This window comes from Acinetobacter sp. ANC 4216 (assembly GCF_004331195.1).
Lineage (GTDB): Bacteria > Pseudomonadota > Gammaproteobacteria > Pseudomonadales > Moraxellaceae > Acinetobacter > Acinetobacter kookii.
Genome location: NZ_SJOC01000005.1, coordinates 111,552 through 136,216, shown reverse-complemented (window position 1 = coordinate 136,216; position 24,665 = coordinate 111,552). Strand labels below are relative to the sequence as shown.

General features: G+C 42.4%; 19 protein-coding genes. 10 read left to right on the top strand and 9 right to left on the bottom strand.

What is annotated here, in order from left to right:
* Positions 1–112: 112 nt before the first annotated feature.
* From purL to E0H88_RS05585, 3 genes are all read left to right on the top strand, one after another.
* Positions 113–3,949, top strand: a complete 3,837-nt coding sequence (gene purL, locus E0H88_RS05590; RefSeq protein ID WP_131273410.1) for a phosphoribosylformylglycinamidine synthase — start codon at positions 113–115, stop codon at positions 3,947–3,949.
* Between the two features lie 314 nt (positions 3,950–4,263).
* A complete protein-coding gene (locus E0H88_RS16060; protein WP_252151992.1) occupies positions 4,264–4,395 on the top strand; it encodes a KGW motif small protein in 132 nt (43 codons plus the stop codon).
* Between the two features lie 98 nt (positions 4,396–4,493).
* A complete protein-coding gene (locus tag E0H88_RS05585; RefSeq protein WP_131273409.1) occupies positions 4,494–5,243 on the top strand; it encodes an abortive infection family protein in 750 nt (249 codons plus the stop codon).
* Positions 5,244–5,334: 91 nt separating this feature from the next.
* Here the strand turns inward: E0H88_RS05585 and E0H88_RS05580 are convergent, their stop codons facing one another.
* Positions 5,335–7,839, bottom strand: coding sequence for an acyl-CoA dehydrogenase (locus tag E0H88_RS05580; RefSeq protein WP_131273408.1), 2,505 nt, complete (start codon positions 7,837–7,839; stop codon positions 5,335–5,337).
* Positions 7,840–8,213: 374 nt separating this feature from the next.
* On the opposite strand from E0H88_RS05580, the gene E0H88_RS05575 reads away from it, so the two are divergent.
* From E0H88_RS05575 to E0H88_RS05565, 3 genes are all read left to right on the top strand, one after another.
* Positions 8,214–8,534, top strand: a complete 321-nt coding sequence (locus tag E0H88_RS05575; RefSeq protein ID WP_131273407.1) for a YqfO family protein — start codon at positions 8,214–8,216, stop codon at positions 8,532–8,534.
* Positions 8,535–8,786: 252 nt separating this feature from the next.
* Positions 8,787–13,313 (top strand): two-partner secretion domain-containing protein, encoded by a 4,527-nt coding sequence (locus E0H88_RS05570; protein ID WP_131273406.1) that lies wholly within the window; start codon positions 8,787–8,789, stop codon positions 13,311–13,313.
* Between the two features lie 223 nt (positions 13,314–13,536).
* Positions 13,537–15,225 carry a ShlB/FhaC/HecB family hemolysin secretion/activation protein gene (locus E0H88_RS05565; RefSeq protein WP_252151991.1) on the top strand — a complete coding sequence of 563 codons (1,689 nt, stop codon included), beginning with the start codon at positions 13,537–13,539 and terminating at the stop codon, positions 15,223–15,225.
* 199 nt (positions 15,226–15,424) lie between these two features.
* On the opposite strand, the gene E0H88_RS05560 is transcribed toward E0H88_RS05565, so the two are convergent.
* Positions 15,425–16,192, bottom strand: coding sequence for a nitroreductase family protein (locus tag E0H88_RS05560; protein WP_131273405.1), 768 nt, complete (start codon positions 16,190–16,192; stop codon positions 15,425–15,427).
* A 105-nt stretch (positions 16,193–16,297) separates the two neighbouring features.
* Positions 16,298–17,098 carry an enoyl-CoA hydratase-related protein gene (locus E0H88_RS05555; protein WP_131273404.1) on the bottom strand — a complete coding sequence of 267 codons (801 nt, stop codon included), beginning with the start codon at positions 17,096–17,098 and terminating at the stop codon, positions 16,298–16,300.
* A 105-nt stretch (positions 17,099–17,203) separates the two neighbouring features.
* On the opposite strand from E0H88_RS05555, the gene E0H88_RS05550 reads away from it, so the two are divergent.
* Positions 17,204–17,773: a nicotinate-nicotinamide nucleotide adenylyltransferase gene (locus E0H88_RS05550; RefSeq protein ID WP_131273403.1), complete on the top strand. Its 570-nt coding sequence runs from the start codon at positions 17,204–17,206 to the stop codon at positions 17,771–17,773.
* Between the two features lie 57 nt (positions 17,774–17,830).
* The gene (locus E0H88_RS05545) at positions 17,831–18,400 is read left to right on the top strand and encodes a YceI family protein (protein ID WP_131273402.1); all 570 of its coding nucleotides are present in this window, start codon (positions 17,831–17,833) and stop codon (positions 18,398–18,400) included.
* Between the two features lie 40 nt (positions 18,401–18,440).
* On the opposite strand, the gene E0H88_RS05540 is transcribed toward E0H88_RS05545, so the two are convergent.
* Complete coding sequence (locus E0H88_RS05540) at positions 18,441–19,334, bottom strand: LysR family transcriptional regulator ArgP (RefSeq protein ID WP_131273401.1); 894 nt, start codon at positions 19,332–19,334, stop codon at positions 18,441–18,443.
* A 119-nt stretch (positions 19,335–19,453) separates the two neighbouring features.
* Between E0H88_RS05540 and E0H88_RS05535 the strand changes: the two genes are divergently transcribed.
* Positions 19,454–20,053 (top strand): LysE/ArgO family amino acid transporter, encoded by a 600-nt coding sequence (locus tag E0H88_RS05535; RefSeq protein WP_131273400.1) that lies wholly within the window; start codon positions 19,454–19,456, stop codon positions 20,051–20,053.
* Between the two features lie 84 nt (positions 20,054–20,137).
* Here E0H88_RS05535 and E0H88_RS05530 read toward each other — a convergent pair whose 3' ends face one another.
* The 5 genes from E0H88_RS05530 to dapD all read right to left on the bottom strand — a co-directional run bounded on the left by E0H88_RS05530 (position 20,138) and on the right by dapD (position 23,564).
* On the bottom strand, positions 20,138–20,596 hold the full coding sequence (locus E0H88_RS05530; RefSeq protein WP_131273399.1) for a peroxiredoxin: 459 nt from the start codon (positions 20,594–20,596) through the stop codon (positions 20,138–20,140).
* A gap of 171 nt (positions 20,597–20,767) precedes the next feature.
* On the bottom strand, positions 20,768–21,178 hold the full coding sequence (locus E0H88_RS05525) for a hypothetical protein (protein WP_092818615.1): 411 nt from the start codon (positions 21,176–21,178) through the stop codon (positions 20,768–20,770).
* Between the two features lie 13 nt (positions 21,179–21,191).
* On the bottom strand, positions 21,192–21,863 hold the full coding sequence (queC, locus tag E0H88_RS05520; RefSeq protein ID WP_092818614.1) for a 7-cyano-7-deazaguanine synthase QueC: 672 nt from the start codon (positions 21,861–21,863) through the stop codon (positions 21,192–21,194).
* Between the two features lie 38 nt (positions 21,864–21,901).
* On the bottom strand, positions 21,902–22,612 hold the full coding sequence (gene queE / locus E0H88_RS05515; protein WP_092818613.1) for a 7-carboxy-7-deazaguanine synthase QueE: 711 nt from the start codon (positions 22,610–22,612) through the stop codon (positions 21,902–21,904).
* Positions 22,613–22,742: 130 nt separating this feature from the next.
* Positions 22,743–23,564 (bottom strand): 2,3,4,5-tetrahydropyridine-2,6-dicarboxylate N-succinyltransferase, encoded by an 822-nt coding sequence (dapD, locus tag E0H88_RS05510; protein ID WP_092818612.1) that lies wholly within the window; start codon positions 23,562–23,564, stop codon positions 22,743–22,745.
* A 302-nt stretch (positions 23,565–23,866) separates the two neighbouring features.
* Between dapD and carO the strand changes: the two genes are divergently transcribed.
* Positions 23,867–24,622, top strand: coding sequence for an ornithine uptake porin CarO (carO, locus tag E0H88_RS05505; RefSeq protein ID WP_131273398.1), 756 nt, complete (start codon positions 23,867–23,869; stop codon positions 24,620–24,622).
* The last annotated feature ends 43 nt before the right edge of the window (positions 24,623–24,665 follow it).

The window sequence follows — 24,665 nt, the reverse complement described above, 5'->3', positions numbered from 1 at the left end:
ATTCGTGAATTTCTATCTAGCTGATTTTACCAATACACAGTAGAATATGCGCTCTCTCTAAGTCACATTGGCGGTAGGGTCAAATAGACCTGCCCGTGGAGCCAAAATCAGCATGTTTATCGTGGCCGGTGCACCAGCACACTCTTCTTTTAAGAAAACTCAACTCTTAAACCGTCTTGCGTCAATGAGTTCTGTTCAATCAATTGAAAGTCAATGGATTTATCTGTTTGATCAAGCGCTCAACGAACAGCAGCATCAATCTGCATTACAATTATTAAATGATGGTGCTTCTTTTGAAGTTCGTCAGGCAGCAAGTGATGAAATTCAGATTCTTGTAACGCCACGTCTAGGCACGATTTCTCCGTGGTCTTCTAAAGCGACTGATATTTTTGCCAACTGTAATACTCCGATACACCGCCTAGAACGCGGTGTTTTGTTTACTTTAAAAGGTATCTCTGAAGTATCCAATGAAGTTAAACAGGTTTTACATGACCGTATGACTGAAAGCGTGTTCAATCATATTGATGACGCTGCGGCTTTGTTTGTCGAAACTGCACCAAAACCTTTAAATAGCATTGATATTTTAGGTCAAGGCAAAGACGCATTGGTTAAAGCCAACTCTGAATTTGGTTTTGCCTTGTCAGATGAAGAAATTGATTATTTAACCGCAGCGTTTAACAAGCTGGGTCGTAATCCGCACGACATCGAACTGATGATGTTTGCTCAAGCCAACTCTGAGCACTGCCGTCATAAAATCTTCGGTTCTGAATGGACCATTGATGGTGAAAAGCAGCCATTGTCATTGTTCCAGATGATCAAAAACACCTATAAAGAATCTCCAACAGACGTATTGTCGGCTTATAAAGACAACGCTTCTGTGATCGTGGGCTTTGACACGCAGCGTTTCTATCCTAAAAAAGACAATGAAACAGGTCATCACGTTTATAAATACAAGAGCCAGGCTGCTCACATTTTGATGAAAGTGGAAACCCACAACCATCCAACCGCGATTGCACCATTTGCCGGTGCTGCGACCGGTTCAGGCGGTGAAATTCGTGATGAAGGCGCAACTGGCCGTGGTGGTAAACCAAAAGCTGGCTTAACCGGTTTCACGGTATCTAACCTGAACATTCCAGGCTTTGAACAGCCTTGGGAAGAAAACTACGGCAAGCCATCACGTATGGCATCTCCACTTCAAATCATGATTGAAGGCCCATTGGGTGGTGCTGCGTTTAACAACGAATTTGGTCGTCCTGCCTTAAATGGTTACTTCCGTACTTTTGAACAAAACGTCAATGGCGAAGTGAAAGGTTTCCACAAGCCAATCATGATTGCTGGCGGTTACGGTAACATCCGTCCTGACCATGTGGAAAAAGATGCGATTCAACCGGGCGATTTGTTAATCGTGCTGGGTGGTCCTGCCATGCTGATTGGCTTGGGTGGTGGTGCAGCATCTTCTGTAGACAGCGGTAAATTGGGTGAAAACCTCGATTTCGCTTCGGTACAACGTGAAAATCCGGAAATGGAACGCCGTTGTCAGGAAGTGATTGATGCCTGCTGGCGCATGGAAGATTTCAACCCGATCGTATCTGTACATGACGTGGGTGCGGGCGGTATCTCCAATGCCATGCCTGAGCTTGTGAATGATCATGAGTTGGGTGCGGTGCTTGACCTGCGTAAGATTCCATCACTTGAGCCAGGCATGTCTCCAATGGAAATCTGGTCAAACGAAGCGCAAGAACGTTATGTCCTGGCAATTCGTCCAAGTTCTTTAAGCCTGTTTGAATCTCTTTGTGCACGTGAACGTTGTCCGTTTGCGGTGTTGGGTGAAGCGACTGAAGCACGTCACTTAACCGTTGAAGATCCATTGTTTGAAAACAAAGCCGTGGATATGCCAATGCAGGTGATGCTTGGCGGTACACCGCGCATGAGCCGTTCATATGAAACGATTGAACGCAAAGGCGATGACTTCGATGCAGCTAAAGTCACTGACGTGAAAGATGCGATTTTCCGCGTTCTGAAAAATCCGACCGTTGCTTCTAAATCGTTCCTGATCACGATCGGTGACCGTTCAATTACCGGTATGGTTGCGCGTGACCAGATGGTCGGTCCTTGGCAGGTTCCTGTAGCGGATGCTGCGGTCACTACCACCAGCCTTGTGGGTTACACTGGTGAAGCGATGGCGATGGGTGAACGTCCGCCAGTCGCATTGTTAAATCCAGCGGCTTCTGCACGTTTGGCTGTGGCTGAGTCAATCTCGAACATCATGTCTGCAAAAATTGACCAGATTAGCGACATTAAACTGTCTGCGAACTGGATGGCGGCTGCAGGTCAACCGGGTGAAGACCAGGCTCTATTCGAAGGTGTGAAAGCCATCGGTATGGAAATGTGTCCTGCGCTGGGTATCGCGATTCCTGTTGGTAAAGACTCGTTGTCTATGCGTACCACCTGGAACGACGAAGGCGAAGACAAGTCTGTAACTTCTCCAATGTCTGGCGTAATTACCGCATTTGCACCGGTAACCGATGTACGCAAAACCTTGACGCCTGAACTGAAAAATGAAGATTCAGTACTGGTACGTATCGACTTGTCTAAAGGTCAGTTCCGTTTGGGCGGTTCGATTCTGGCTCAGGTGTATAAAGCGATTGGTTCGGTAACGCCTGATGTAGACAGCTTCGAAGACTTCAAGGCATTCTTTGCATTGGTTCAGGACTGGAACAACCGTGGCTTGATCAAGGCTTATCATGACATCGGTGATGGCGGTTTACTAGCCACTGTTGCAGAAATGATGTTTGCTTCACGTCTGGGTGTAGCGCTTGAAGATCAATCGACTGAGGCTTTATTTGCCGAAGAAATTGGTGCAGTTCTTCAAATCAGCAAATCTGATTGGGCAGAACTTCAAGCAGAAGTTGCAGCATCTAGCTTAAAAGATGCAATGTCTGTAGTAGGTACAGTCAACAACACTGATCAGTTAACTGTAAATGGTCTGGTGCTTGAACGTGCTGACTTACAAGTGGCTTGGACTGAAGTTTCGCATCAAATCCAGCGTCTACGTGACAACGTTGAAACTGCGGATTCTGAGTTTGCTTTAATCACTGACAAGAACCACAAAGGTATTATTGCTCAGCCGACATTTGACCTGAATGAACCTGTAGAAGCGCCGTTTATCAATTCACGTCGTCCAAACATGGTGATTTTACGTGAACAGGGCGTAAACGGTCATGTTGAAATGGCTGCAGCATTCGACAAAGTGGGCTTCAACACTGTTGACGTGCACATGAGCGACTTGCTTGCTGGCCGTATCAGCCTGGATGACTTCGAAGGTATTGTGGCTTGTGGCGGTTTCTCTTACGGTGACGTAATGGGCGCAGGCGGTGGCTGGGCGAAATCCGTCTTGTTTAACCCTAAGCTGCGTGACCAGTTCGAGAAATTCTTCCATCGTCAAGAAACCTTCTCTTTGGGTATCTGTAACGGTTGTCAAATGTTGTCGCAATTGGCTCCACTGATTCCGGGTGCAGAAAACTGGCCTCGTTTCCACCGTAACACTTCAGAAGTGTTTGAAGCGCGTGCAGTCAACGTACGTGTTGAAAAATCTCACTCTATTCTGCTAGATGGTATGGAAGGTTCGATTCTTCCAATCGCGGTAGCACATGGTGAAGGTCGTGTGGTTGCAACTGAAGACAAGATTGCTGCGTTAAATGCAGGCAGTCAGGTCAGCCTGCGTTATGTAGACAGCCTGGGTAATGCTACACAGCAATATCCATTGAACCCGAACGGTTCACCAGAAGCAATTACCGGTGTGACCTCGCAAGACGGTCGTGCAACGATTATGATGCCGCACCCTGAACGTAACTTCCGTGCTGTTCAGCATTCCTGGAAACCTGAGGAATGGACTGAAGATGGTGCATGGTTACGCATGTTCCGCAATGCACGTAAGTTCATTGGTTAATCATTTCAAAAATAAAAAAGGGTTGCTAATGCAGCCCTTTTTTATTAATTAAAATAAGTGTTTTAATGAAAATATTTGACCAAATGGAAAAATAATTTAAAATAGTACCGTTAGTAGCGCCACCTTTAGGGTGGCTTTTTGTTTTGTAAGTTTTTTTTTTATTTTATTTCTCCAGCTGGACTTGGTTTGGATTTTGCTTTTATATTGGTGTGAAGGGGTATTTGTGTGTTTTATGCCCAATCTCGATGCAATATGGAAGAAAGATGGTTCACTAAATACAAGTTCAGGATTGAATCTCTAAGCGAGGTGACACAATGCCAAAAACTGTAATCTATACAAATATTGATAAAGCGACTTTACGTAAGAAAGGCTGGATGTTTTTTATGGCAGTCGTAGGGCTACAAATGTTGTTCTTGATCGGTAATTATTTGCTGCAAAATTCTTAATTTTTAAATTGAAAAAGCCACCGTGAGGTGGCTTTATTCTTTTGAATAAAATGTCATTTTGTGTAATATAAAATTATCTAATTTCAATATTTTATAAAATGTCAGATTTGCTAATAAAAGTTGAGACTTTACAAAATATTCTAATATCCCAAGCTACCAATGGGAGTGAGTCTGATGAGGAATATCAAAAGTTAAGACAGGAAATCATTACTGAAAATTCTATACAAAACTACATTCCAAAATTTGTAAGAACCTGTCGAAATTTAAGTCAATTTTGGCAATTCATTAAATTTGAGTATAAGTCATATGCTGAAAGACGAAATTTTATCTGGACTTCATTTCAACCAGTTTTAGATATTCTGGAACAAAGTACTTCCTCTCCATTAGACCAAATAATAAATCAAACAATTTTTGAGATTGATTCAAGTTATATTCATACTGCTTGGAATAAGGCATTAGAACGACGTACAGTTGATCCAGAGGGTGCCATCACTATTGCTAGGACCCTATTGGAATCCACGTGTAAGCATATTTTAGATGAGGCAACTGTAGAGTATGGTGATGCTCCTGATTTAAATCATTTATATAGATTGACTGCGAAGCAACTTAATTTGTCTCCTTCACAGCATACTCAACCTGTATTTAAGCAAATTTTAGGTGGATGTACATCAGTAGTAGAAGGCTTGGGCGCATTAAGGAATAAAATTAGTGATGCTCATGGTCAAGGAAAATTAAATGTTAAACCTTCTCCAAGACATGCCGAATTAGCAGTTAATTTAGCTGGGACAATGGCTGTATTTTTGTTTTCAACTTGGGAACTAAGGAACGAATCTATCATTGAACCTTAGAGAATTGTATTTGTAAAAAAATTGGTAAATTATTCATCTTAATTGATTATAAAAACGGCCTTACTCAGCCGTTTTTTTGTTTCTAAATTATTTATGGAGATAACGGTTCCTGCTGCTTCGGATCAGGCATAGGAGCGGATTCTTCCTCATAATTATAAGGATTCTCCAGTTCCAAAGTTTGATCAAGCTCAGAATCAAAAACATCGGTCAGCATACTGTCGTAGCGTTTAGCATTATAAATTGCTAGTTTGGATGCTTCATCTTCAGTGATAAAACCGATTTCTACCGCATCTGCAAGACGTTCATCAAAAGTTAAGCCTCTAAATTTACCTTTAGATTCAGCCTTTTTAAATTTATCCCAAAGAGGTTCTATTTCTAAGAGCATGTTAAAGGTGGATTCCATACGACCAGTCACATCATTTTCCGCAGTGGTGTAAAACACATGTTTTTTCAGTTCACGACGGAAGACATTTTCCTGCATCATGATATCGCCTAACTCACGTTTTAAGCTGTCACTTGGTTTTTTCAAAGGTCGGCCCAACGGGAAACAGATAAATTTGATCAGAGCTGCTGCCATACCTACCGGAAAGTTTTCAAACAGGCCATAGAAAGCTTCCTGAGCGTTGTAAAGAGATTTTTGCAAAGCCAGTTTGGCATGGACTTTTTCAGTTTCAGTCTTCTGGCCGTGTTCATAATATTTAAGAATCGCGGTACTGATAAACAGATTGGCATGAATATCTGCCAAGCGACCCGAAAGCATTTCTTTACGCTTAATATCACCGGCGAGCAGTCCCAAACACATATCGGCAGTCACTGAAAAATCGGCACTTAAACGGTTAACAATCTTGTAATAAGGACGGGTAAATTCATCTACATTTTTGGGTGCATCTGACGAGCCACCCATATAGCCATAGGCAAATGCACGTGCGGTACGGTTAAAGGTATAGCCTAAGTGCTTGAACAGCATATCGTTAAAGCTTTTTAGTGCTGTGTCCTTATCCTTGGCTTGCAGCAGTTGCAATTCCTCAAACAGATAGGGATGGCAGCGCATCGAACCCTGACCAAAGATCATCAATGAACGACTGAGGATATTGGCGCCTTCAACGGTAATAGAAACTGGAATAGCCAGATAATACAGCGCCAGAAAATTACGTGGACCGAGCTGAACCGCACGACCGCCGACCACATCCATCCCATGATTGACCACGCGGCGCATGGCTTCGGTGGCATAGTATTTGGCCATGGCTGTCATCACCGCAGGTTTACCGCCTTGATTCAGCCCACAAGTCACCAGATAACGGAAAGCTTCCAGCATATAGGTATCACTGGCAATCTCGCTGGTGGCTTCCTGTACCCCTTCAAATTTACCCACGGAAATCTTGAATTGCTGACGGATTTTGGCAAAAGCGCCTACGTTTAGATAGGTCATTTCACTGGCCGCAGTGGATAAGGCAGGCAGGGAAATACCACGACCGACTGCCAGACATTCCATCAGCATGCGCCAGCCTTTCCCAATATTTTCAGCACCGCCAATAATCCAGTCCAGTGGAATAAACACATCCTTGCCATCTACTGTTCCGTTCATAAATGGAGATCCCGGATTGTGCCGTGCACCGACTTTCACCCCTTCATGGCTGGCAGGAATCAGGGCACAGGTAATGCCATAGTCCATCTTGTTTTTATCGCCTAATAATCCATCCGGATCATATAGCTTAAAAGCCAGACCAATCACGGTCGCAATCGGGGCAAGGGTAATCCAGCGTTTGGAAAAATTCATGCGTAGGCCAAGCACTTGCCGGCCATCAAACTCGCCATAACAGACCACGCCGGTATCGGGAATGGCACCGGCATCGGAACCTGCTTCAGGACTGGTGAGGCCAAAACAGGGGATTTCTTCGCCCTTGGCTAAACCCGGTAAGTAACGGTTCTTTTGTTCTTCAGTGCCGTAGTGCAGTAACAGTTCACCTGGTCCCAAAGAGTTGGGTACCATACAACTCACGGCAGCGGTCAATGAGCGAGAGGCAATTTTGCTCATAATCCGGCTTTGCGCAAATGAACTAAAGTCACGGCCACCATATTCTTTGGGAATAATCAGTCCCAAGAAACCATTTTCACGAATGTAGCTCCATACTTCTGGGCTTAAATGTTTGTAATGATGATGGATATCCCAGTCATTCAGCATGGTGCATAAGTGCTCTACTTCATGATCTAAAAAAGACTGTTCTTCTTCTGAAAGGGTGGGATAGGGATAACTTTCGAATTTAGACCAGTCCGGTGCTCCCATAAACAGGTCTTTTTCCCACCAGCTGGTGCCTGCATCCAGAGCTTCGCGCTCAGTGGTGCTCATAGTTGGCATGGCATTCGCCAGAGCCTTATAGGCAGGCTTGGTAATCAATGCCATTCGCAATGCATCAATCATCACAATTAAACTGATGAGGATGAGCGGAATACCAAAAATCAGCGACCAGGGACTAATAAAGGCGCTGACTACTGCAACAATGATTGTCGTTATTGCTCCGCTATTACGGCTCAATCCAAAAAAGAAAATTGCCCAGACTGCAAAAAATTGAATAAGCACACTGATGATGAATAACATTTATTTTCTCCAGTTGCTTACACCCGATCAAAGCCAGAGAAACAGTAAAGGGTATCTGGAAATCGCAAGATAGCTTATTGCACTGTTTTATTAGAATGACTTTAGGTGTAATAAAAATATTGTTGTTAAGACCGGGAGGTGAATGGAAAACTTCCATCCCGAATTTATAAAATTAAATCCCGTTTTTAACATAGAAGGTTTTTTGAGCAGTGTAAAAGATTGAACTGTAAGATAAATGTCACGAAAAGTAATAACGACTTGTATCTCTATCTATTTAAATTTTTATTATCTTTGAATAGCTAATAAAGCATATAGAGAGATGCGCACGTATGTAGTATTACTATAACAATCAATGAATCTAGAGAAACACTGACATGCTTAAACTGATCTACTACGTTCCCGAATCTCATCTTGAATCGACCAAAAATGCGGTCTTTGACGCAGGCGCAGGGGGGATTGGCAATTATGAACATTGTGCCTGGCAGGTTTTAGGAACAGGACAATTTAAACCAGTGAAAGGGGCAAATCCTTTTATTGGCGAAGTCGGAGAGCTAGAACAGGTTGAGGAATGGCGAGTGGAAACCATTGTGCCGGAGCATCAAGCAGCAAATGTAGCAAAAGCACTCCATGCCAGCCATCCTTATGAAGAGCCTGCATTCGAGTTTATTCAGATGGTAGAGATAAATTATGAATGATATTTGCTGGAGGAAAGGACGATATAGAGGTCATGCGCTAGATAGAAAAGTTCAGGAATGAGATTTCTGGCGAGCTAAGGGTTTATGATCCATTATGAGGATGGTTAAAATCTTAGTTATAAAAACGTAACTTAAACATAATAGTTTAATAAGCTCTCTTGAATTTTTAAAATACCCAATTCCAGTGATATACCGCATTAAAGTGCAATGTTCTAATTATCGATTAATGCTTGAATTTTCCTGAGATTAATCATGAACAGATTCTATAGAGTGGTTTGGAATAATAAAATGCACTGCTGGCAGGCAGTATCAGAATCAGCAAAACGCCATTCTGGCAATGGAACTGTTTCAGATTCAAATAAAAATACGATTAAAGTGCTGATGTGCTGTGCTTTAGGCACCGTTTTACTCACCCTCAGTAGCAGCATTTTTGCTGCCATCAATGAGACAACTTTGCCAACAGGACAGCAGGTGATGTCTGGCAGTGCTGATTTTACCCAAACAGGCAATACGCTAAATATTAATCAACATACGCAAAATCTTTCAACCCATTGGAACACTTTTAATATTGGTAGTCATGCAACAGTCAATTTTAATCAGCAGAATCAATCTTCGGTCGCATTAAATCGTGTGCTGGATAACAACGCCAGTCAAATTATGGGCCGGTTAAATGCGAACGGTCAGGTTTTTCTGATTAACCCAAATGGTGTAATTTTCTCTAAAACCGCTCAAGTCAATGTGGGCGGCATCGTTGCTTCTACCCTGGATTTACAAGAACACGATTTATTGCAAGGCAAGTTTACTTTTGCAGGTCGTGGGGGAAATGGCGCAGTTGAAAATCATGCGGATATTCAGGTCGCAAGTGGCGGTACGGTTGCGCTCATTGCACCTGTTGTAAAAAATACGGGTTCTGTTACTGCACCTAATGGTCAGGTCAAATTAACTGCGGCCGATAAAGTTCGTGTCAGTCTGCAAAATGGAAAACTCGTAAGCTATGACATAGACCAAGGAACATTGCAGGGCTTGGTTGATAATGGCGGCGCCATTATTGCAGATAATGGGGTAGTGCATTTGACCGCAGTTGCAGAAAAGCAGCTGGGCAGAGCAGTAGTGAACCACACGGGCTATATTCAGGCAAACCGTTTGGAAACCAATGCCAAAGGTGAAATTGTACTGTTAGGCGATATGTCTAAGGGTGCAGTCAATATTTCAGGCAGTTTGGTAGCTGAAGGTAAAAATGGGCAGAATGGCGGTTTTATTGAAACGTCTGCTGCCAGTGTAAATATTGCTGACCTAGCGCAGGTAAGTACAAAGGCCGGTACACATGGAAAAACGGGAACATGGCTGATCGATCCGGTAGATTTTGTGGTGGCTGCTAAAAATGGAAACATGACCGGTGCAGCACTGAATGCCGCCCTAAAAAATACCGATGTAACGATTCAAACGACAGAAACACAGGCGACAGGGTTGAACAATTCCGCCCTGACCCAGAACGACAGCGCCGGAAAAGGCGATATTTTAGTGAATGATGCCGTTCAATGGGACAGTGGAAAAACACTGACACTGGATGCTTATAATAATATTTATATCAATAATGTGGTGGATGCCAGTCAGGGAGAAGGTGGAAAACTGGTACTGAAATACGGACAGCAAAGTGCGGATGGCAGCAACGGTATCATTTATAGTGCTATTCATGCTCAGACCATGCCAACCTATGCGGATTATTTTATACAAGCTCCGGTCCATTTGCGGCAAGGTTTAAATTTCACTACACAACGTGGCTCGGATGTTGCGAATTTAAAAGAATTTCAAGTCATTACTGATGTGACAGCTTTGCAGGCAATGAAAGATGATTTGGTAGCTAACTACGCACTAGGCACTAATCTTGATGCAGGCAGTATCGCTAATTTCACCCCGATTGGCAGCATGATTGAAGGTAGTGGACCAAATGCAGGAAACAGTCCGTTTACAGGATTGTTTGATGGTTTAGGTCATGTAATTGAAAATCTGAAAATCGATAAGCAGGGCTACCAAGGACAAGGCAGCTATGTGGGCTTATTTGGAAAGATTGAGGATGCGGATATCCGCAATGTAGGTTTAATCAATGCACAGATTCAAGGGAGTGAGTCAGTAGGCGGACTTATTGGCAGTATGGCTAATTCAAAGCTGAGCAACAGTTTTGTGCAAGGGAGTGTGACAGGAGACTTTAATGCAGGAGCTTTGGTTGGCGCTAGTTATTACAGCACTGTCGATCGGGTGTATAGCTCGGCTCAGGTGAATAGTGAAAATGGCCCAAGTGTACTGATTGGAGATAATTGGGGATCTTCCATAAGCAATGGTTATTTCACTCAGGCAGATGGCGATATAACAGTCTGGAATGATGCCGGAGCGGAAAGCACCTTAACGGACAGTCAGGCTAAATCAAAACAAAGCTATCTGGATTTAGGTTGGAACATTAGTGATATGGCGGGCAGTGGTGCAGCATGGCGGATTTATGAAGGACAGACAGGGCCACTACTGCGAGCATTTTTAACCCCATTGGCAGTTAAAGCAGATGACTATCACACTGTATATAATGGTTCAAATCAAAACAGCAGCAGTTATGCCAATTCTGTACAGAATGCGGATACTTCAAAGATAACGGGAAATGCTGTTTATGAGGGCGGCGGCAAAAATGTAGGTGTTTATAAGTCACAATTAAGCGGGTTGTATTCTGAACAAAATGGATATGATCTTGCATTTGAAGCGGCCGAGGTGAAAATTGATAAGGCCACTATCAATAATATCACCGGAATTAGCGCAAATAATAAGACCTATGACGGGACAAATTTAGCGGTAATTAATACATCCAATGCCGTTTTTGATGGTCTCTTGCAGGGAGATCAGCTCGGTATTATCGGGCAAGGGATATTTTCTGATGCTGCTGTGGGAAACAATAAGCAAGTCAATATTCAGAACCTGGTGTTGACAGGTGACGATGCACAAAACTATCAGTTAGCTAATTTACAGCTTACTGCACAGGCCAATATTACTGCGGCTAGCAGTGCAAATAGAAGTGATTTAGCAACGCCAGGCAGCACGCCTAATCTGAATAATATCGGTGCGATTTCGCCAATAAATCTGTCTGGAATGGATCTTGAAAGTGCATTAATGGCTGTTCAAAGTCAAAGAGCGAACTTATTGGAAAGTCAGCTTCGAGATCAAATGGCGGGAGTGCAGGCCAGGAATGAGCAAATTGGCAAACTCAATACGACATTGAATAGCTTGCAAGCTTTATTGGCGATATTTTCAACAACACAAAAGTCTATCCAGCTTACTGCCGGATCAAATATCGACAAGCTGTTCCAGAAGCTTAAAGTTGATGCTCAATCTGCTGGTGTAGATATTGGAAGCCTATTGAAAGGCAATATTTTAAATAAAGCAGATATAGAGGCATTGCAAGCAGGAATTAAAGGTCAAATAGATTCAGCGTCAAACTCTCAGCAAATGGATATGTTGCGTTTGCAAAGTTTAACAAATAAGCGCAATGAAGCCTTTGATGTTATGACGAACTTCATTAAGAAAATGCAGGACAGCCGAAGTTCTATTATTGGCAATATGCGTAATGTTGCTCAGTCACCAGAGGTTTCTGTCATGAGCAATAATGGAAACTTATCTGTTCCAGCTGCTACAAATGCTGCGCTTCCAGCAAGTATTTTACCTTCTGCAAGTACGGGGGGAACTCAGAGTCTTCCATTGCCCTTAGATACTTCAAATACGAATAATGTTAATAATGCAGCAGTTCCACCTGTATCTGGATCTTCTGTACCTGGGTTATCCGTACAAGTTATTGATGGCCAAATACATCTATCTCATTCTAGTGGCGCCCTTAATTTATCACCGGGACAATTTGGTTACACACTAACACAGATGCCACCTCCAATTATCGTTCCTGTGAATCCATCAAGTACATTTATACCTCCTGTTTTGCTTCCAACAGGTATGTCTCCTGCTACAGAGCTTCCAGCAGCTGTTTTACCTTCTACAAGTACGGGGGGAACTCAGAGTCTACCACTGCCTTTAGATAATTCAAGTACCAATAATGCTAATAACCCAGCAGTTCCAGCTGGAATAGCTTCTAATACTGGCAGCTCTAATAATAGTGCGAATCGACCAAAGACTTCTGCTGATTTTAGTGATTTGAAAGATCTGGATGCTGCGACAAAGGCAAAGTTTGATGCATTAATATCTGCTGGGGTTTTTGATGGAGTCAGTGGCAATGCCTTGGGTTCTGATGAGATGAATCGAACGGTATTTGCCAGAGTGGCTGCATTAATTGGAGGAGCAGACTCAAGCACGAATGGTGGCAGTTCAGCTTCGAGAACTAACCCGAGCAACGAAGCCATACAGCAGCTCTATATGGCATATTTTGGACGACCGGCTGATGAGGCCGGACTTGCCTCTTGGAAAGCACAATTAGCTTCTGGCAGCAGTACCCTCAGTCCTCAGTCAATTATTGATGATCTGAGTAAAGTCAGTGGTATTGACAGCGGGACGTTTAATTCAAAAAGCAGCGAGCAATTGGCCAAGCTTCCAAATTCGAATAGCGTGCCTAAGCCTGTGCCGAATACTGGCTTAACTTCACCTGATGCAGCAAAGCCGTCATCCTCAGGTATAAACAGCTCAGATATAGAGCAATTGAAAAAGCTCTTAAATCAAATGAATTCAGGCAGTGATGGATCAGCAGCATCTAAGCAGGCGTTGCTTGAAAAATTGAAACAAGCCACTCCTGCAAAATGAAATTGAGCTCTAAGGACATATGATGCAGGCCCCATTTCGGCAGCACAGCGATTTAAATCATTGACTGTGCTGCAAAAGGGGGTCTGAAGTTTTGCAGAGGTTGAAAATACTGAAAAAAAGACTTTGAATTTTCAGTAAGGATGCCCAGAAATCGGCATGGGTATATAGCCTTTTCTATAAGTGGAATAACGGTCTCTTTTTAAGATTAAATATTGGGGTTGAAATGAATAACAATTTAATGATGATTGCTCGTCCTAGAACGTTGCTTTTATGCAGTTTAATCGCAACAGGGCAGCTTTGTTTTGCAGAAAACATCCCAAATGCAGGTCAATTATTGCAGGAAGCAAAAAGCCCGCAGATTCAGCCTGCACAAGAAAATAAAACTCTGCAAGCACCAGCGCCACAACATGCTGTTCATGGGGAGCAGCAAGTGTTTGTTCGCCAATTTGAGATTCAGGGCAATACGCAGTTTTCTGAATTGATACTTCGCCAACAAATTCAAGCCTATGAAGGCAAGCAGCTGACATTGACGGAATTGCAGCAAGCAGCAAACAAGGTCAGTGATTATTATGCACAAAATGGCTATAGCTACAGTTATGCATTTTTGCCGGCCCAAACGCTGAATGGGGGAATTGTTACCCTTCAAGTCGTAGAAGCGCAATTGAATGGCGTGCATTTAAGCAATGCGTCGAATACCCAGTCGTGGCTGGTAAATCAAATGATTGCACCATTGCAAAATAAACAGCTATTGAGTGATCAATCTCTAGATGAAATATCATCCCGTCTGAATCGGCTAAATGGAGTGAAAAATAATCTGTCTTTTACTGCAGGACAGTCACAAAATGAAACTTTACTGAATGTCGAGCTGGCTCCCGCACAAAAATATCAGGCATATGTAGGTGCAGATAATTTCGGCGGTAAATATACGGGTAAAGTCCGTGGTACAGGCGGTGTACGTGTGAACAGTCTATTGGGGCTGGGGGATCAGCTGTCATTGGATGCCATGAGCAGCGGTCAGCGGATGAACTATGGAAAAATCGGTTATTCAGCATTGGTACATGGTTCAGGAACACAACTAGGGGTGAGCTATTCATATTTGGAATATGAATTAGGTCAAGATCTAAAAGATGCAGGCTATGAAGGTAATGCTAAGGAAACTTCTGTTTGGTTGCAGCAGCCAGTCATGCAAAGTACAAAGCAGCAAACCATGCTGTCCTTAAACTATACCTATAAACAATTAGAAGATGATGTTAAGACAGTTCAAAATTACAACCACCGTAATGTCGAAAGCTTCCAGCTCGGATTAAATCATTCATCCTATGACTCAGTGGGTGGCGCGGGCTTTAATGAGTTTGCAGTAATTAATTCATTTGGACATTTAGACATTAAAGATGACGCGGTTAAAGCTGCAGATGCACTTTCACGTCAATCTGATGGTGACTATTTAAGTGTATTGCTGAAAGCATCACGCCTGCAAAAAATTATGAAGAGTAATGAATTATTTGCATCTGTAGAAAGTTTTTATAGTCCTGACAATCTGGACAGTTCTGAAGCTTACTATGTGGGTGGTTCAAACTTCATGCGCGGTTATAAGAGCAGTGTATTTTCTGCCTCGCAAGGTTTGGCATCAAGTCTGGAGTTTAGGCAAGACTTATGGTCAAACGCGCAAAATCGGTTAAACGGAAAACTATTTCTTGATATGGCTAAATTGAAGTTGAATGCACAGACATGGGTGGGTTCTACTGAAAAGAATACCGTATCGCTGAGAAGTGCGGGAATTGGTTTCAGCTGGGACAATCGTTATGCAGGCAGTATACAAGCTACATTCGGATTTCCTTTAGGTGACAAGCCTGTACAAATGAATGAGCGTGATGATTATCAGGTATGGCTGAATTGGCAGAAGACTTTTTAATTGAAAAATAAGTTTTCTGCTGCCAATTGCCTTAAATTTGCAAAGATTAAGTATTCAAATAATGTCTTTTGTGCTTGTTCCATTGTCAACCAGGACGCAATCTTTTGGTTAGGCTGATGGTAGGTCCACATGCTACAGTCTGATGGGCGACATCCATGTCGCCTTGCACGTATCAAATACTGTATCAGCGGGATATGGATTATACCTTCTGAATAAACAGCTCACGATCAAAACGGTACTGCGGGAAGAACACGCCGTCTTTAGCCCGTTCACCTGCACCAATCACCATTACGGGATACTGTTCATCATTTAATTTCAGAATTTCACGAACCATCGGCTCATCAAAACCTTCCATCATGCAGCTGTCAAAACCATAAGCACGTAAGGCTAATACCAGATTTTCACAAGCCAACGCTGTAGTTTTGCTTGCCCAAAGTTTCGCATCTGCGGGGTTAAAAGCAGTTACTGGCAATTGCTTATCCAGTGTACGTGCAATTTTGAAAGCCACTTTCTTAAAGTTACCCAGGGCATTGAAATAACCCGTTTTATAATTATATGGAATAAACTTGTAATACTTTTGCACAGCAGCAGGCGCTTCAGGAAATGGAAACTCGGAAATGTTCATCTTCGCCATTTCATCAATACGGTCGGTACGTGCCACACAGACAATTAATTCCGAAGCTGTTTTTGCTGCCAGTTGGCTTAAACAGGCTTTGACCAACTGTTTCTTTTTGGAAGGGTTCTGCACCACATAAAAAGTCCAGGGCTGTAAATTGGATGAGTTTGGCGCAAGCAAAGCCAGATCTAAACATTCATCCAGAATATCGGCAGGAATGGCTTTGTCCGTAAATTTGCGTACTGAACGACGGCTTTGTACAACTTTCTTAAAGTTTTCGACATCAATATCTTGTGGGGCTGGCTCAAAATAACGTTTCTTTTCAGTTTGGGTATCGCTTGATTGGGTCATCTTTATCTACTCAGCTTTTAAAACTTGAAATTTATATCTATTAAAAAGCATAAAGCCACCAAATAATGTCATCATTCAGTGGCTTTTCATTTAACGATAAAACAATTAATTAAATTGGGCAAAATCTGGTTTACGCTTTTGCATGAATGCGGAAACAGCTTCCATCATTTCAGCTGAGCCTACCCGATTCATGAAAATTTCAGCTTCATGATCAATCCATTGCACAATCTCATCAAGATTGTGTTTCATTAAGGCTTTGGATTGTACTAATGAAGCCAATGGCAAGGCAGACAGTTGTGCGGCTTTTTGTGCAGCAGTCGCATAGACATCTTCTTCAATGCTATTAACCAAATTTGCAGCAACAGCAGTTTCACTGTTAAATTTTTGAGCTGTCAAAAGCAACTCTGCAGCTTTGTGATAGCCCGCCTGTTCAACCAGTAATTTGCTTGAAGCGCCTTCAGGCGATAGACCCAAGCTCACAAACGGAATCTGGAATAGGGCAGTGTTATCACTATAAACCAGGTCAGCATGCAGTAAAATCGTTACCCCGATACCAATTGCCACACCACGAACCGCAGCAATTAACGGCTTGGAAAATTTCGCAGCAGATTTAAGCAAAATAAAAGGCGCACCTTGCGAAGCCGGAGCCTGACCTTTCTGTGCTACAGATTTCATGAAATCCTGCATATCATTACCAGCACTGAAATCAGCATCTGAACCACGTAAAATCACTACACGAACGTCTTTATCCTGATCGGCTTCATCCAGTGCCTGGGCAATTTTTAAGTACAGCTCGGTATATAACGCATTTTTAGCTTCAGGACGATCAATAGCCAAGGTCAGTACGCCATTGTCTAAATTCGCATTTAAATGTTGATGTGGTTGTTGAATACAGCTCAGTGTCATCGTACTATCCTTGCTTTAAAACTTAATTTGATTTTATGGCGTTTATTATGTCGCATATTTATTGGGGCGGCACAACTCACGAGTCATAAAAAAACTTGATCTGTTATGAACTATACATTTGATTATCTGGTTTTCATTGGTCGCTTCCAGCCTTTTCACCTGGCACACATGCAAACAATTAAAATTGCATTGCAACAAAGCCAACAGGTTATTTTGGCTCTTGGTTCAGCACAAAATGAACGCAATATTAAAAATCCTTTTACTGCGGCTGAACGTGAACAGATGATTTTGTCCAATTTTTCAGAAGCAGATCAGCAGCGCATCAAGTTTGTACATGTCATTGATGTTTATGATGATCAAAAATGGCAACAACTGGTTAAATCGCTGGTGACGGAAGTTGCTGAATCAGATACCAAAATCGGTTTGATTGGTCATTTTAAAGATGAATCTTCCTATTATCTCAAGCTGTTCCCGGAATGGGAGATGGTGGAACTGGAAAGCCTGGTGGGGGCAATTTCAGCAACCCCGCTACGTGAAGCATATTATCGTGGTGAAATTATCGAATCTGCTTTTCCGCTGGGCACCAGCGAGTTTTTACACAAATTTCAAAAAACTTCGACTTACCAACAATTGCAGCACAAATACCTGACCCAAGATAAAACCAATCTGGAATAATCTTCAGTAAGCTACTAGGTCGAGGCAAGTAATTGCAGCGACCCAGGAGTGGATAAGATGAATATCCAAACCACATTGCAACGTATCCTGATTCTCGGGCTAATCCCTCTGGGTATTGTCACACAGGTCAATGCGCAGGAATGGACACTAACTCCACAAACCTATGTGGGCTTTGAAGTGAAGTCGATGGGCTTTTCAACTGTAAAAGGCAAGTTTGGTCAGGTTCAGTCCAGTATGAGCTTTGATCCGGCAGTACCTCAGAATGCCTCGGCACGGTTTGTCATGCAAGTAAATAGCCTAAGTTTGAGCAAGCCTTCACTAAAAGATATGATGATGGGGGAAAATTTATTCTACGTTGAAAAATACCCCACCGCGACTTTTAACAGTCGTGAATTTATTGCTTTGGGAAATCATCAATACAAGATTAAAGGAGATCTGACCTTGCGCGGTATTACCCGGCCGGTGATTCTGGATACTTCCTTGCAACCCAATTCAGCCAATCCACAACTCATGAATGTGGAATCAAAAACTGTGGTGAAACGTAGTGATTTTGGCATGAAAAAAGCCTTCGGCGGGATCGGGGAAAAAGTCAATATTGAAGTGTCTGGACAATGGCAAATGAAATAAAAAAGACATATCCATCTGAAAACCAGCTTTGTGAGCGTCTTTATTCATTCATCTGATGTTGAGCCTTTTCCAGCAAATCAATTGTCAATTGTTGCAGTAGTGCAGATTGCTGCTTCCAGTGATGCCAATACAGTTTCATCTCGGTTTTGGCATTTGGAATAATTTCAATCAATTTCCCGCTTTGCAGATCATCACCAATCTGATATTCCGGCACCAAACCAAAGCCTAAACCCAAATGCACTGCTTCCACAAATGCAGTGGAGGAGGGAATAAAATAATGCGGATAACTTTGCTGATTTAATCCAAACAAGTTCAGGATTACCTGATGATGCATCAGATCTTTACCATTAAAAATAATGGCTGGGGCATGTCTTAAGGCATCGCGGTGAATGCCATCTTTAAACCACTTTTCTACAAAGGAAGGTGTTGCGACCATGCGATAAGTCATCTGCCCCAGATAATGCACTTCACAGCCCTTCATGGCAGAGGATTCTGTGGAGATGCAGGCATTGACCAAACCGGTTTCAAGCAGCTGATGGGTTTGGGTCTGGTCATCCAGAGACAGTTTCAGGGCAATTTTATGCTCGATTAATGTGCTTTGCAGGACCTTGAGCAGCCAGGTCGATAAAGAATCAGCATTGGTGGCAATACTGAATTGATGAAACTCATGCTGGCTGGATTGACCCATGAATTGTTGTAATAGATTCTGTTCACGTAGGCGTTGATGCTGTAAATGCTCTAACAGCTGTTGGCCAGCTTGAGTGACCCGACAGGGGCGTTCGCGCAGCAATAAAATCTGTCCCAAATCTTTTTCCAAAGCCTGCACCCTCAAGGTGACTGCAGATGCCGTAATACACAGGCGCTGCGCAGCTGCATCAAAACTGCCTAATTCAGCCACGGCAAGAAAAGCTTCACAGAACTTACTTGAAAGCATACAGCACAACCTAAAAAAAACTGAGTTGAATTGATATTTTCTTAATTATACTTAATTTGTAGTGTGAACTGGGATAATTCAAAACATGTTTTTTGAATGACCTTAACGTTTTAATACCTATGTTAAATAGTGCCTTACATGGTTTTGCCATGGCTTTAAGTCTGATTGTACCGATTGGCGCACAAAATGCGTTTGTGCTGAAACAGGGTTTAAAGCAGCAACACGTCTTTGCCATTTGCCTGTGTTGTGCCTTGTCTGATGCGATTTTGATTTCATCCGGAGTGCTGGGCTTTTCAGAACTGGTCACGTTACATCCGCATTGGCTGAATATTGCCAGGTATTTGGGTGCAACTTTCTTATTGGTCTATGGTGCGCAACATTTTTATCAGGCCTGGAAAGGCGAGCAGCGTTTAGAAATCAGTTCAAATGAAGTCCCTTCTTTGGGCAAGGTCTTGTTCATCTGTTTAGGTTTGACCTGGCTGAATCCGCATGTGTATCTGGATACGGTGGTGTTATTGGGCTCGATCTCGACCCAATATCCAGACACGCAACTTTATTTTGCCTTGGGAGCAATCAGTGCATCCTTCCTGTTCTTTTTTAGCTTGGGCTATGCAGCACGTTATTTGCAACCGATTTTTCAACGTCCCAAAGCCTGGAAAATATTGGATATAGTGATTGGCGGTGTGATATGGTCCATTGCCATTTCTTTATTGAACTAAGGAAAATGTAAAAGAGCAGGCCAAAAGAAAAAGGCATGAGTCATCCTATTTCTGGTTTAAATCATGCCTTTTTATCAAAAGGAATTAAGCTGCTTGCAGGGCTTTTAAATCTTCAAGGACCTGTTCGGCATGTCCTGCAGCCTTGACCTTGCGATATTCTTTGACCAGTTTGCCGTTATGGAAAATAAAGGTGGAGCGCTCAATGCCCATCACCTGTTTGCCATACATGTTCTTTTCTTTAATCACGTCGAAAAGATTGCACAGTACTTCTTCTTTGTCACTGATCAGGTTAATGCTCAGATTCTGCTTTTCGGTAAAGTTCTGATGCGCTTTTACCGAATCACGTGAAATACCCAAAATGGTGCTATTTAAGGCATCAAATTGATCTTTTAAACACGAGAAACCGATCGCCTGTGTAGTACAGCCCGGAGTAGAATCTTTAGGATAAAAATACACAATCAGCCATTCTGTAGGAATTTCAGTCAGGTTAATTTCACCGGTTGTGGTCGGGAAGGCTTGATTAGGCAGCGTAATAGCAGACATGGGTTCATCCTTATAAAGTTAAATTGTCATATGAATGGTAAATTTATGCTGCCATGATAGCGAATTTAGCGAATTTAGCGAATTTAGCGAGGTTTAGGCTGAAGGCGGGAAGGTAATTTTTACCAATAAAAAAGCCTGCAACGATGCAGGCTTTTCTTCAACATAAAGTAATTATTTCTTTTGTTGAGCAGATTTCATGGCTTCTTCAGTCAAGCTTTTGAGTTTGCCTGTCAATTGTGGACCAAAACACGCTTGTAAATCTTTATTTTGTTTTTGCACAAAAGCTAAAGTCGCAGGACTTTTCTTCTGGTTAATGGTACTTTGGATTTCCCATTTTTGTGCATTTGTTAAACGGCCATCCGCTTCCACTGCACACGTACAGTATTTGCTTACTTCAGCAGAAGTAAGTTTTTTGCCTTTCGCAGTTTCTTCCTTACAAACATTAATTAAAGCAGATTTTACATTGGTGCTTTTATAAGCTTCCTGAAGCTTGTTTGTTTCGGCTGCATTTGCAGCAGTCGCCATCAATGCGACTGCAGAAACCAATGTAGAAAGAATAATGTTTGACTTCAAATTTTTCATGTACTGTACCCTGTTATGACGGTATATAACGTGTCGGATCGGCGATACCCGCATCAGCAAAACCCTGTTTACGTAAGCGGCAACTATCGCATTTACCACAAGCACGTCCTTGGTCGTCTGCTTGGTAGCAAGACACCGTTTGACTATAGTCTACGCCATGTTCTATACCTAAGCGAATGATATTTGCTTTGGATAAATGTAACAAAGGTGTTTCAAATTTAAGAGGTTTTCCTTCTACACCAACCTTGGTTGCCAGGCGCGCCATGTTGGCAAAAGCTTCAATAAATTCAGGGCGACAGTCCGGATAACCTGAATAATCAACGGCATTGATGCCAATTACAATGGCTTCTGCACCAAAAACTTCCGCCGCTGCGAGCGCATACGACAGAAATATTGTGTTACGTGCTGGAACATAAGTTACAGGAATACCTTCTTGTTCATGTTCTGGTACGTCAATGTTATGGTCTGTTAATGCGGAACCGCCCAGGTTACCTAAATCGATATTAATCACCCGGTGTTCTACACCAGCACGCTGGGTTAATGCTCGAGCGGCATCCAGTTCAGTGGTTGAACGCTGACCATACATGAAACTTAAAGCAATACATTCATAACGTGCTTGCGCCCAAGCCAAACAAGTCGTTGAGTCTAAGCCGCCAGATAATAAAACTATGGCACGAGGGCGCATATTCAAATCTCCAAAAAATAAGTCAAAATAACAATGGATTAACGACCAGTTTCATCATTCCAGAGCAATTTATGTAATTGCAGCTGGAAACGGACCGGGAGATGATCATCTAAAATCCATTGAGCCAAATCACGTGCCAGTTGGGGTAATTTCACCGCACCTTTTTCTACCGCAAAAGCAGGCGAGAACCACACGGTACTGACTTTATCGGCAAGTTTGAATTGTTCAACCTGCTGTTTTGACCATTCATAGTCTTCACGGTTACAAATCACAAACTTGATTTGATCATGCGGGGTTAAATGATCGAGATTGCTAAGCAAATTTCGTGCAACTTCTCCAGAAGTTGGCGTTTTAAAATCCAGTACTTTGGAAACTCGCGGATCGACTTTAGATACATCGAGTGCACCACTGGTCTCTAAAGACACTTCACAGCCCAGGTCAGCTAAACGCTGCATTAAAGGCAGGGCATTCGGCTGTGCCAATGGTTCACCACCGGTCACACAAATATAGGGTGTTTTAAAATCCAGTGCGGTCTGAATAATGTCATCCAGGGATTGGCGTTCGCCACCTTCAAAAGAATAAGTGGTATCGCAATAAGTACAACGTAAAGGGCAACCGGTTAAACGGATAAATACGGTCGGCAATCCTGCAGCATTGGCTTCACCTTGTAATGAATAGAAAATCTCCGTAATACGTAACCCCGCAGACGGATCGGTAACAGGAATAGCGGAAGATCGAAGAGTACTCATAACAACATAATCCAGCTCAGGATAAATAACACAGTATAAAAATAAAAATCCCTACGGCTATTGCTAACCGTAGAGACGAGGAGCGGTTGAAGCTCCGGGGAACAATCAATGTTCCGCAGCAGACTACATCTTAGTCTTCGCGCAATAAATCGTTCAAGCTAGTTTTTGCACGGGTTTTCGCATCTACTTTTTTCACGATCACAGCTGCGTACAGGCTGTATTTACCGCATTTAGATGGAAGGCTACCAGAAACAACCACCGAACCTGCAGGAACGCGGCCGTAATGGATCTCGCCAGTTTCACGGTCATAAATCTTGGTAGATTGACCAATGAATACGCCCATTGAAATGACAGAACCTTCTTCAACAATCACGCCTTCAACAATTTCAGAACGAGCACCGATGAAGCAGTTGTCTTCAATAATGGTTGGGTTCGCTTGAAGCGGTTCAAGCACGCCACCAATGCCTACACCACCAGACAAGTGAACGTTTTTACCAATTTGCGCACATGAACCCACAGTTGCCCATGTATCAACCATGGTACCTTCATCCACATAAGCACCGATGTTCACATAAGAAGGCATCAATACCACGTTTTTCGCCTGGAATGAACCTTTACGTGCAACAGCAGGAGGTACTACACGTACACCTGCAGCTTTAAACTGTTCTTCAGTCCAATCGCCAAATTTAGTATCAACTTTGTCATAGAAACGAAGATCACAAGCTTCCATTGGTTTGTTGTCGTTTAATTTAAATGATAACAATACCGCTTTCTTAATCCATTGATGAACAACCCATTCACCCTCGATTTTTTCAGCAACACGTAAAGTACCATTGTCCAGGCCAGCAATGACTTCCTCAACTGCTTGACGGATTTCAGCAGGACAATCTGCTGCTGTGAAATTCGCACGGTCTTCAAAAGCCTGTTCAATGATTGTTGAAAGCTGAGACATGATCTTCCTTCCAGAAAAAATTTTTCAAGATTTTACACTATATTGAGACAGAAATAGATGAAAAAGTGGCTTTGGATCGGAATTTCTTATGAAAGATGAACAAAATCGGACAGAAAACGACAAGTGAGCTTAAGTAAACAAAAAAATTATTTAATAATCAAAAACAAATAGAAAATGTATCAAAAAATAACAAAAACTAAGCAAATTTCGAATAAAAGTTAAGCAATTAATATTTTATAGTTTTAACTATTAGATAGAAAAGCACTAATGATGAAATAGAAACTTTTTTGAGGAGATCTACAATGAAAACTTTAGCTAAGCTTTTAGCAGTATCTGTTTTGACCTCTATTGCTGGAACAGCCATGGCAGCTGATGAAGCAGTAGTACAAGACGGCTATGCCTTTGAACGTAACCAGCTGATTCCAACTGGCGTTCGTGCTGAAGTAGGTACAACCGGTTATGGTGGTGCATTACTGTGGACTGCAAACCCCTATGTAGGTTTGGCGCTAGGTTATAATGGTGGTGACATTTCTTGGACAGACGATGTATCAGTAAATGGTACGAAATATGATGTTGATATGGATAATAAACTAGCATATCTAAATGCGGAAATTCGCCCGTGGGGAGCTAGTGACAATCGTTGGGCACAAGGCGTGTATATGGCTGCAGGTGTAGGTTATCTTGATAGTCAATATGATTTACAAAAACGTATTGGAGATGGTGAAACCTTAAGCATTGATGGTAATAACTATCAATTAGCTGTCCCAGGTCAAGAAGGAAATGTACGCGGTCAACTATCTTATGAAAATGATATTGCACCTTACCTTGGATTAGGTTTTGCACCAAAAATTAATAAGAACTGGGGCGTGTTTGGTGAAGTCGGTGCTTATTATACTGGCAATCCAGATGTTCAATTAACACAAAATAATTTAGCTCCAGTAGTAGGTAATCCTGTATCAGCTCAAGATGCAGTAAATCAAGAAGCGAATGAAATCGCGAATGATGATAAATTCCAGTGGTTACCAGTTGCTAAGCTTGGTGTAAGCTATCATTGGTAATAAAATATTAGCATCTAAAAAACGGGCTTCGGCCCGTTTTTTA

Bases quoted from the DNA above. Each gene is read 5' to 3' on its own strand.
- E0H88_RS05575 (WP_131273407.1), top strand. From the start codon at position 8,214: ATGCTTAAACTGATCTACTACGTTCCCGAATCTCATCTTGAATCGACC.
- queE (WP_092818613.1), bottom strand. From the start codon at position 22,612: ATGAGTACTCTTCGATCTTCCGCTATTCCTGTTACCGATCCGTCTGCG.
- E0H88_RS05580 (WP_131273408.1), bottom strand. From the start codon at position 7,839: ATGTTATTCATCATCAGTGTGCTTATTCAATTTTTTGCAGTCTGGGCA.
- E0H88_RS05570 (WP_131273406.1), top strand. From the start codon at position 8,787: ATGAACAGATTCTATAGAGTGGTTTGGAATAATAAAATGCACTGCTGG.
- E0H88_RS05585 (WP_131273409.1), top strand. From the start codon at position 4,494: ATGTCAGATTTGCTAATAAAAGTTGAGACTTTACAAAATATTCTAATA.
- E0H88_RS05550 (WP_131273403.1), top strand. From the start codon at position 17,204: ATGAACTATACATTTGATTATCTGGTTTTCATTGGTCGCTTCCAGCCT.
- E0H88_RS05555 (WP_131273404.1), bottom strand. From the start codon at position 17,098: ATGACACTGAGCTGTATTCAACAACCACATCAACATTTAAATGCGAAT.
- dapD (WP_092818612.1), bottom strand. From the start codon at position 23,564: ATGTCTCAGCTTTCAACAATCATTGAACAGGCTTTTGAAGACCGTGCG.
- queC (WP_092818614.1), bottom strand. From the start codon at position 21,863: ATGCGCCCTCGTGCCATAGTTTTATTATCTGGCGGCTTAGACTCAACG.
- E0H88_RS05530 (WP_131273399.1), bottom strand. From the start codon at position 20,596: ATGTCTGCTATTACGCTGCCTAATCAAGCCTTCCCGACCACAACCGGT.
- E0H88_RS05565 (WP_252151991.1), top strand. From the start codon at position 13,537: ATGAATAACAATTTAATGATGATTGCTCGTCCTAGAACGTTGCTTTTA.
- E0H88_RS05560 (WP_131273405.1), bottom strand. From the start codon at position 16,192: ATGACCCAATCAAGCGATACCCAAACTGAAAAGAAACGTTATTTTGAG.
- carO (WP_131273398.1), top strand. From the start codon at position 23,867: ATGAAAACTTTAGCTAAGCTTTTAGCAGTATCTGTTTTGACCTCTATT.
- E0H88_RS05525 (WP_092818615.1), bottom strand. From the start codon at position 21,178: ATGAAAAATTTGAAGTCAAACATTATTCTTTCTACATTGGTTTCTGCA.
- E0H88_RS16060 (WP_252151992.1), top strand. From the start codon at position 4,264: ATGCCAAAAACTGTAATCTATACAAATATTGATAAAGCGACTTTACGT.
- E0H88_RS05540 (WP_131273401.1), bottom strand. From the start codon at position 19,334: ATGCTTTCAAGTAAGTTCTGTGAAGCTTTTCTTGCCGTGGCTGAATTA.
- E0H88_RS05545 (WP_131273402.1), top strand. From the start codon at position 17,831: ATGAATATCCAAACCACATTGCAACGTATCCTGATTCTCGGGCTAATC.
- purL (WP_131273410.1), top strand. From the start codon at position 113: ATGTTTATCGTGGCCGGTGCACCAGCACACTCTTCTTTTAAGAAAACT.
- E0H88_RS05535 (WP_131273400.1), top strand. From the start codon at position 19,454: ATGTTAAATAGTGCCTTACATGGTTTTGCCATGGCTTTAAGTCTGATT.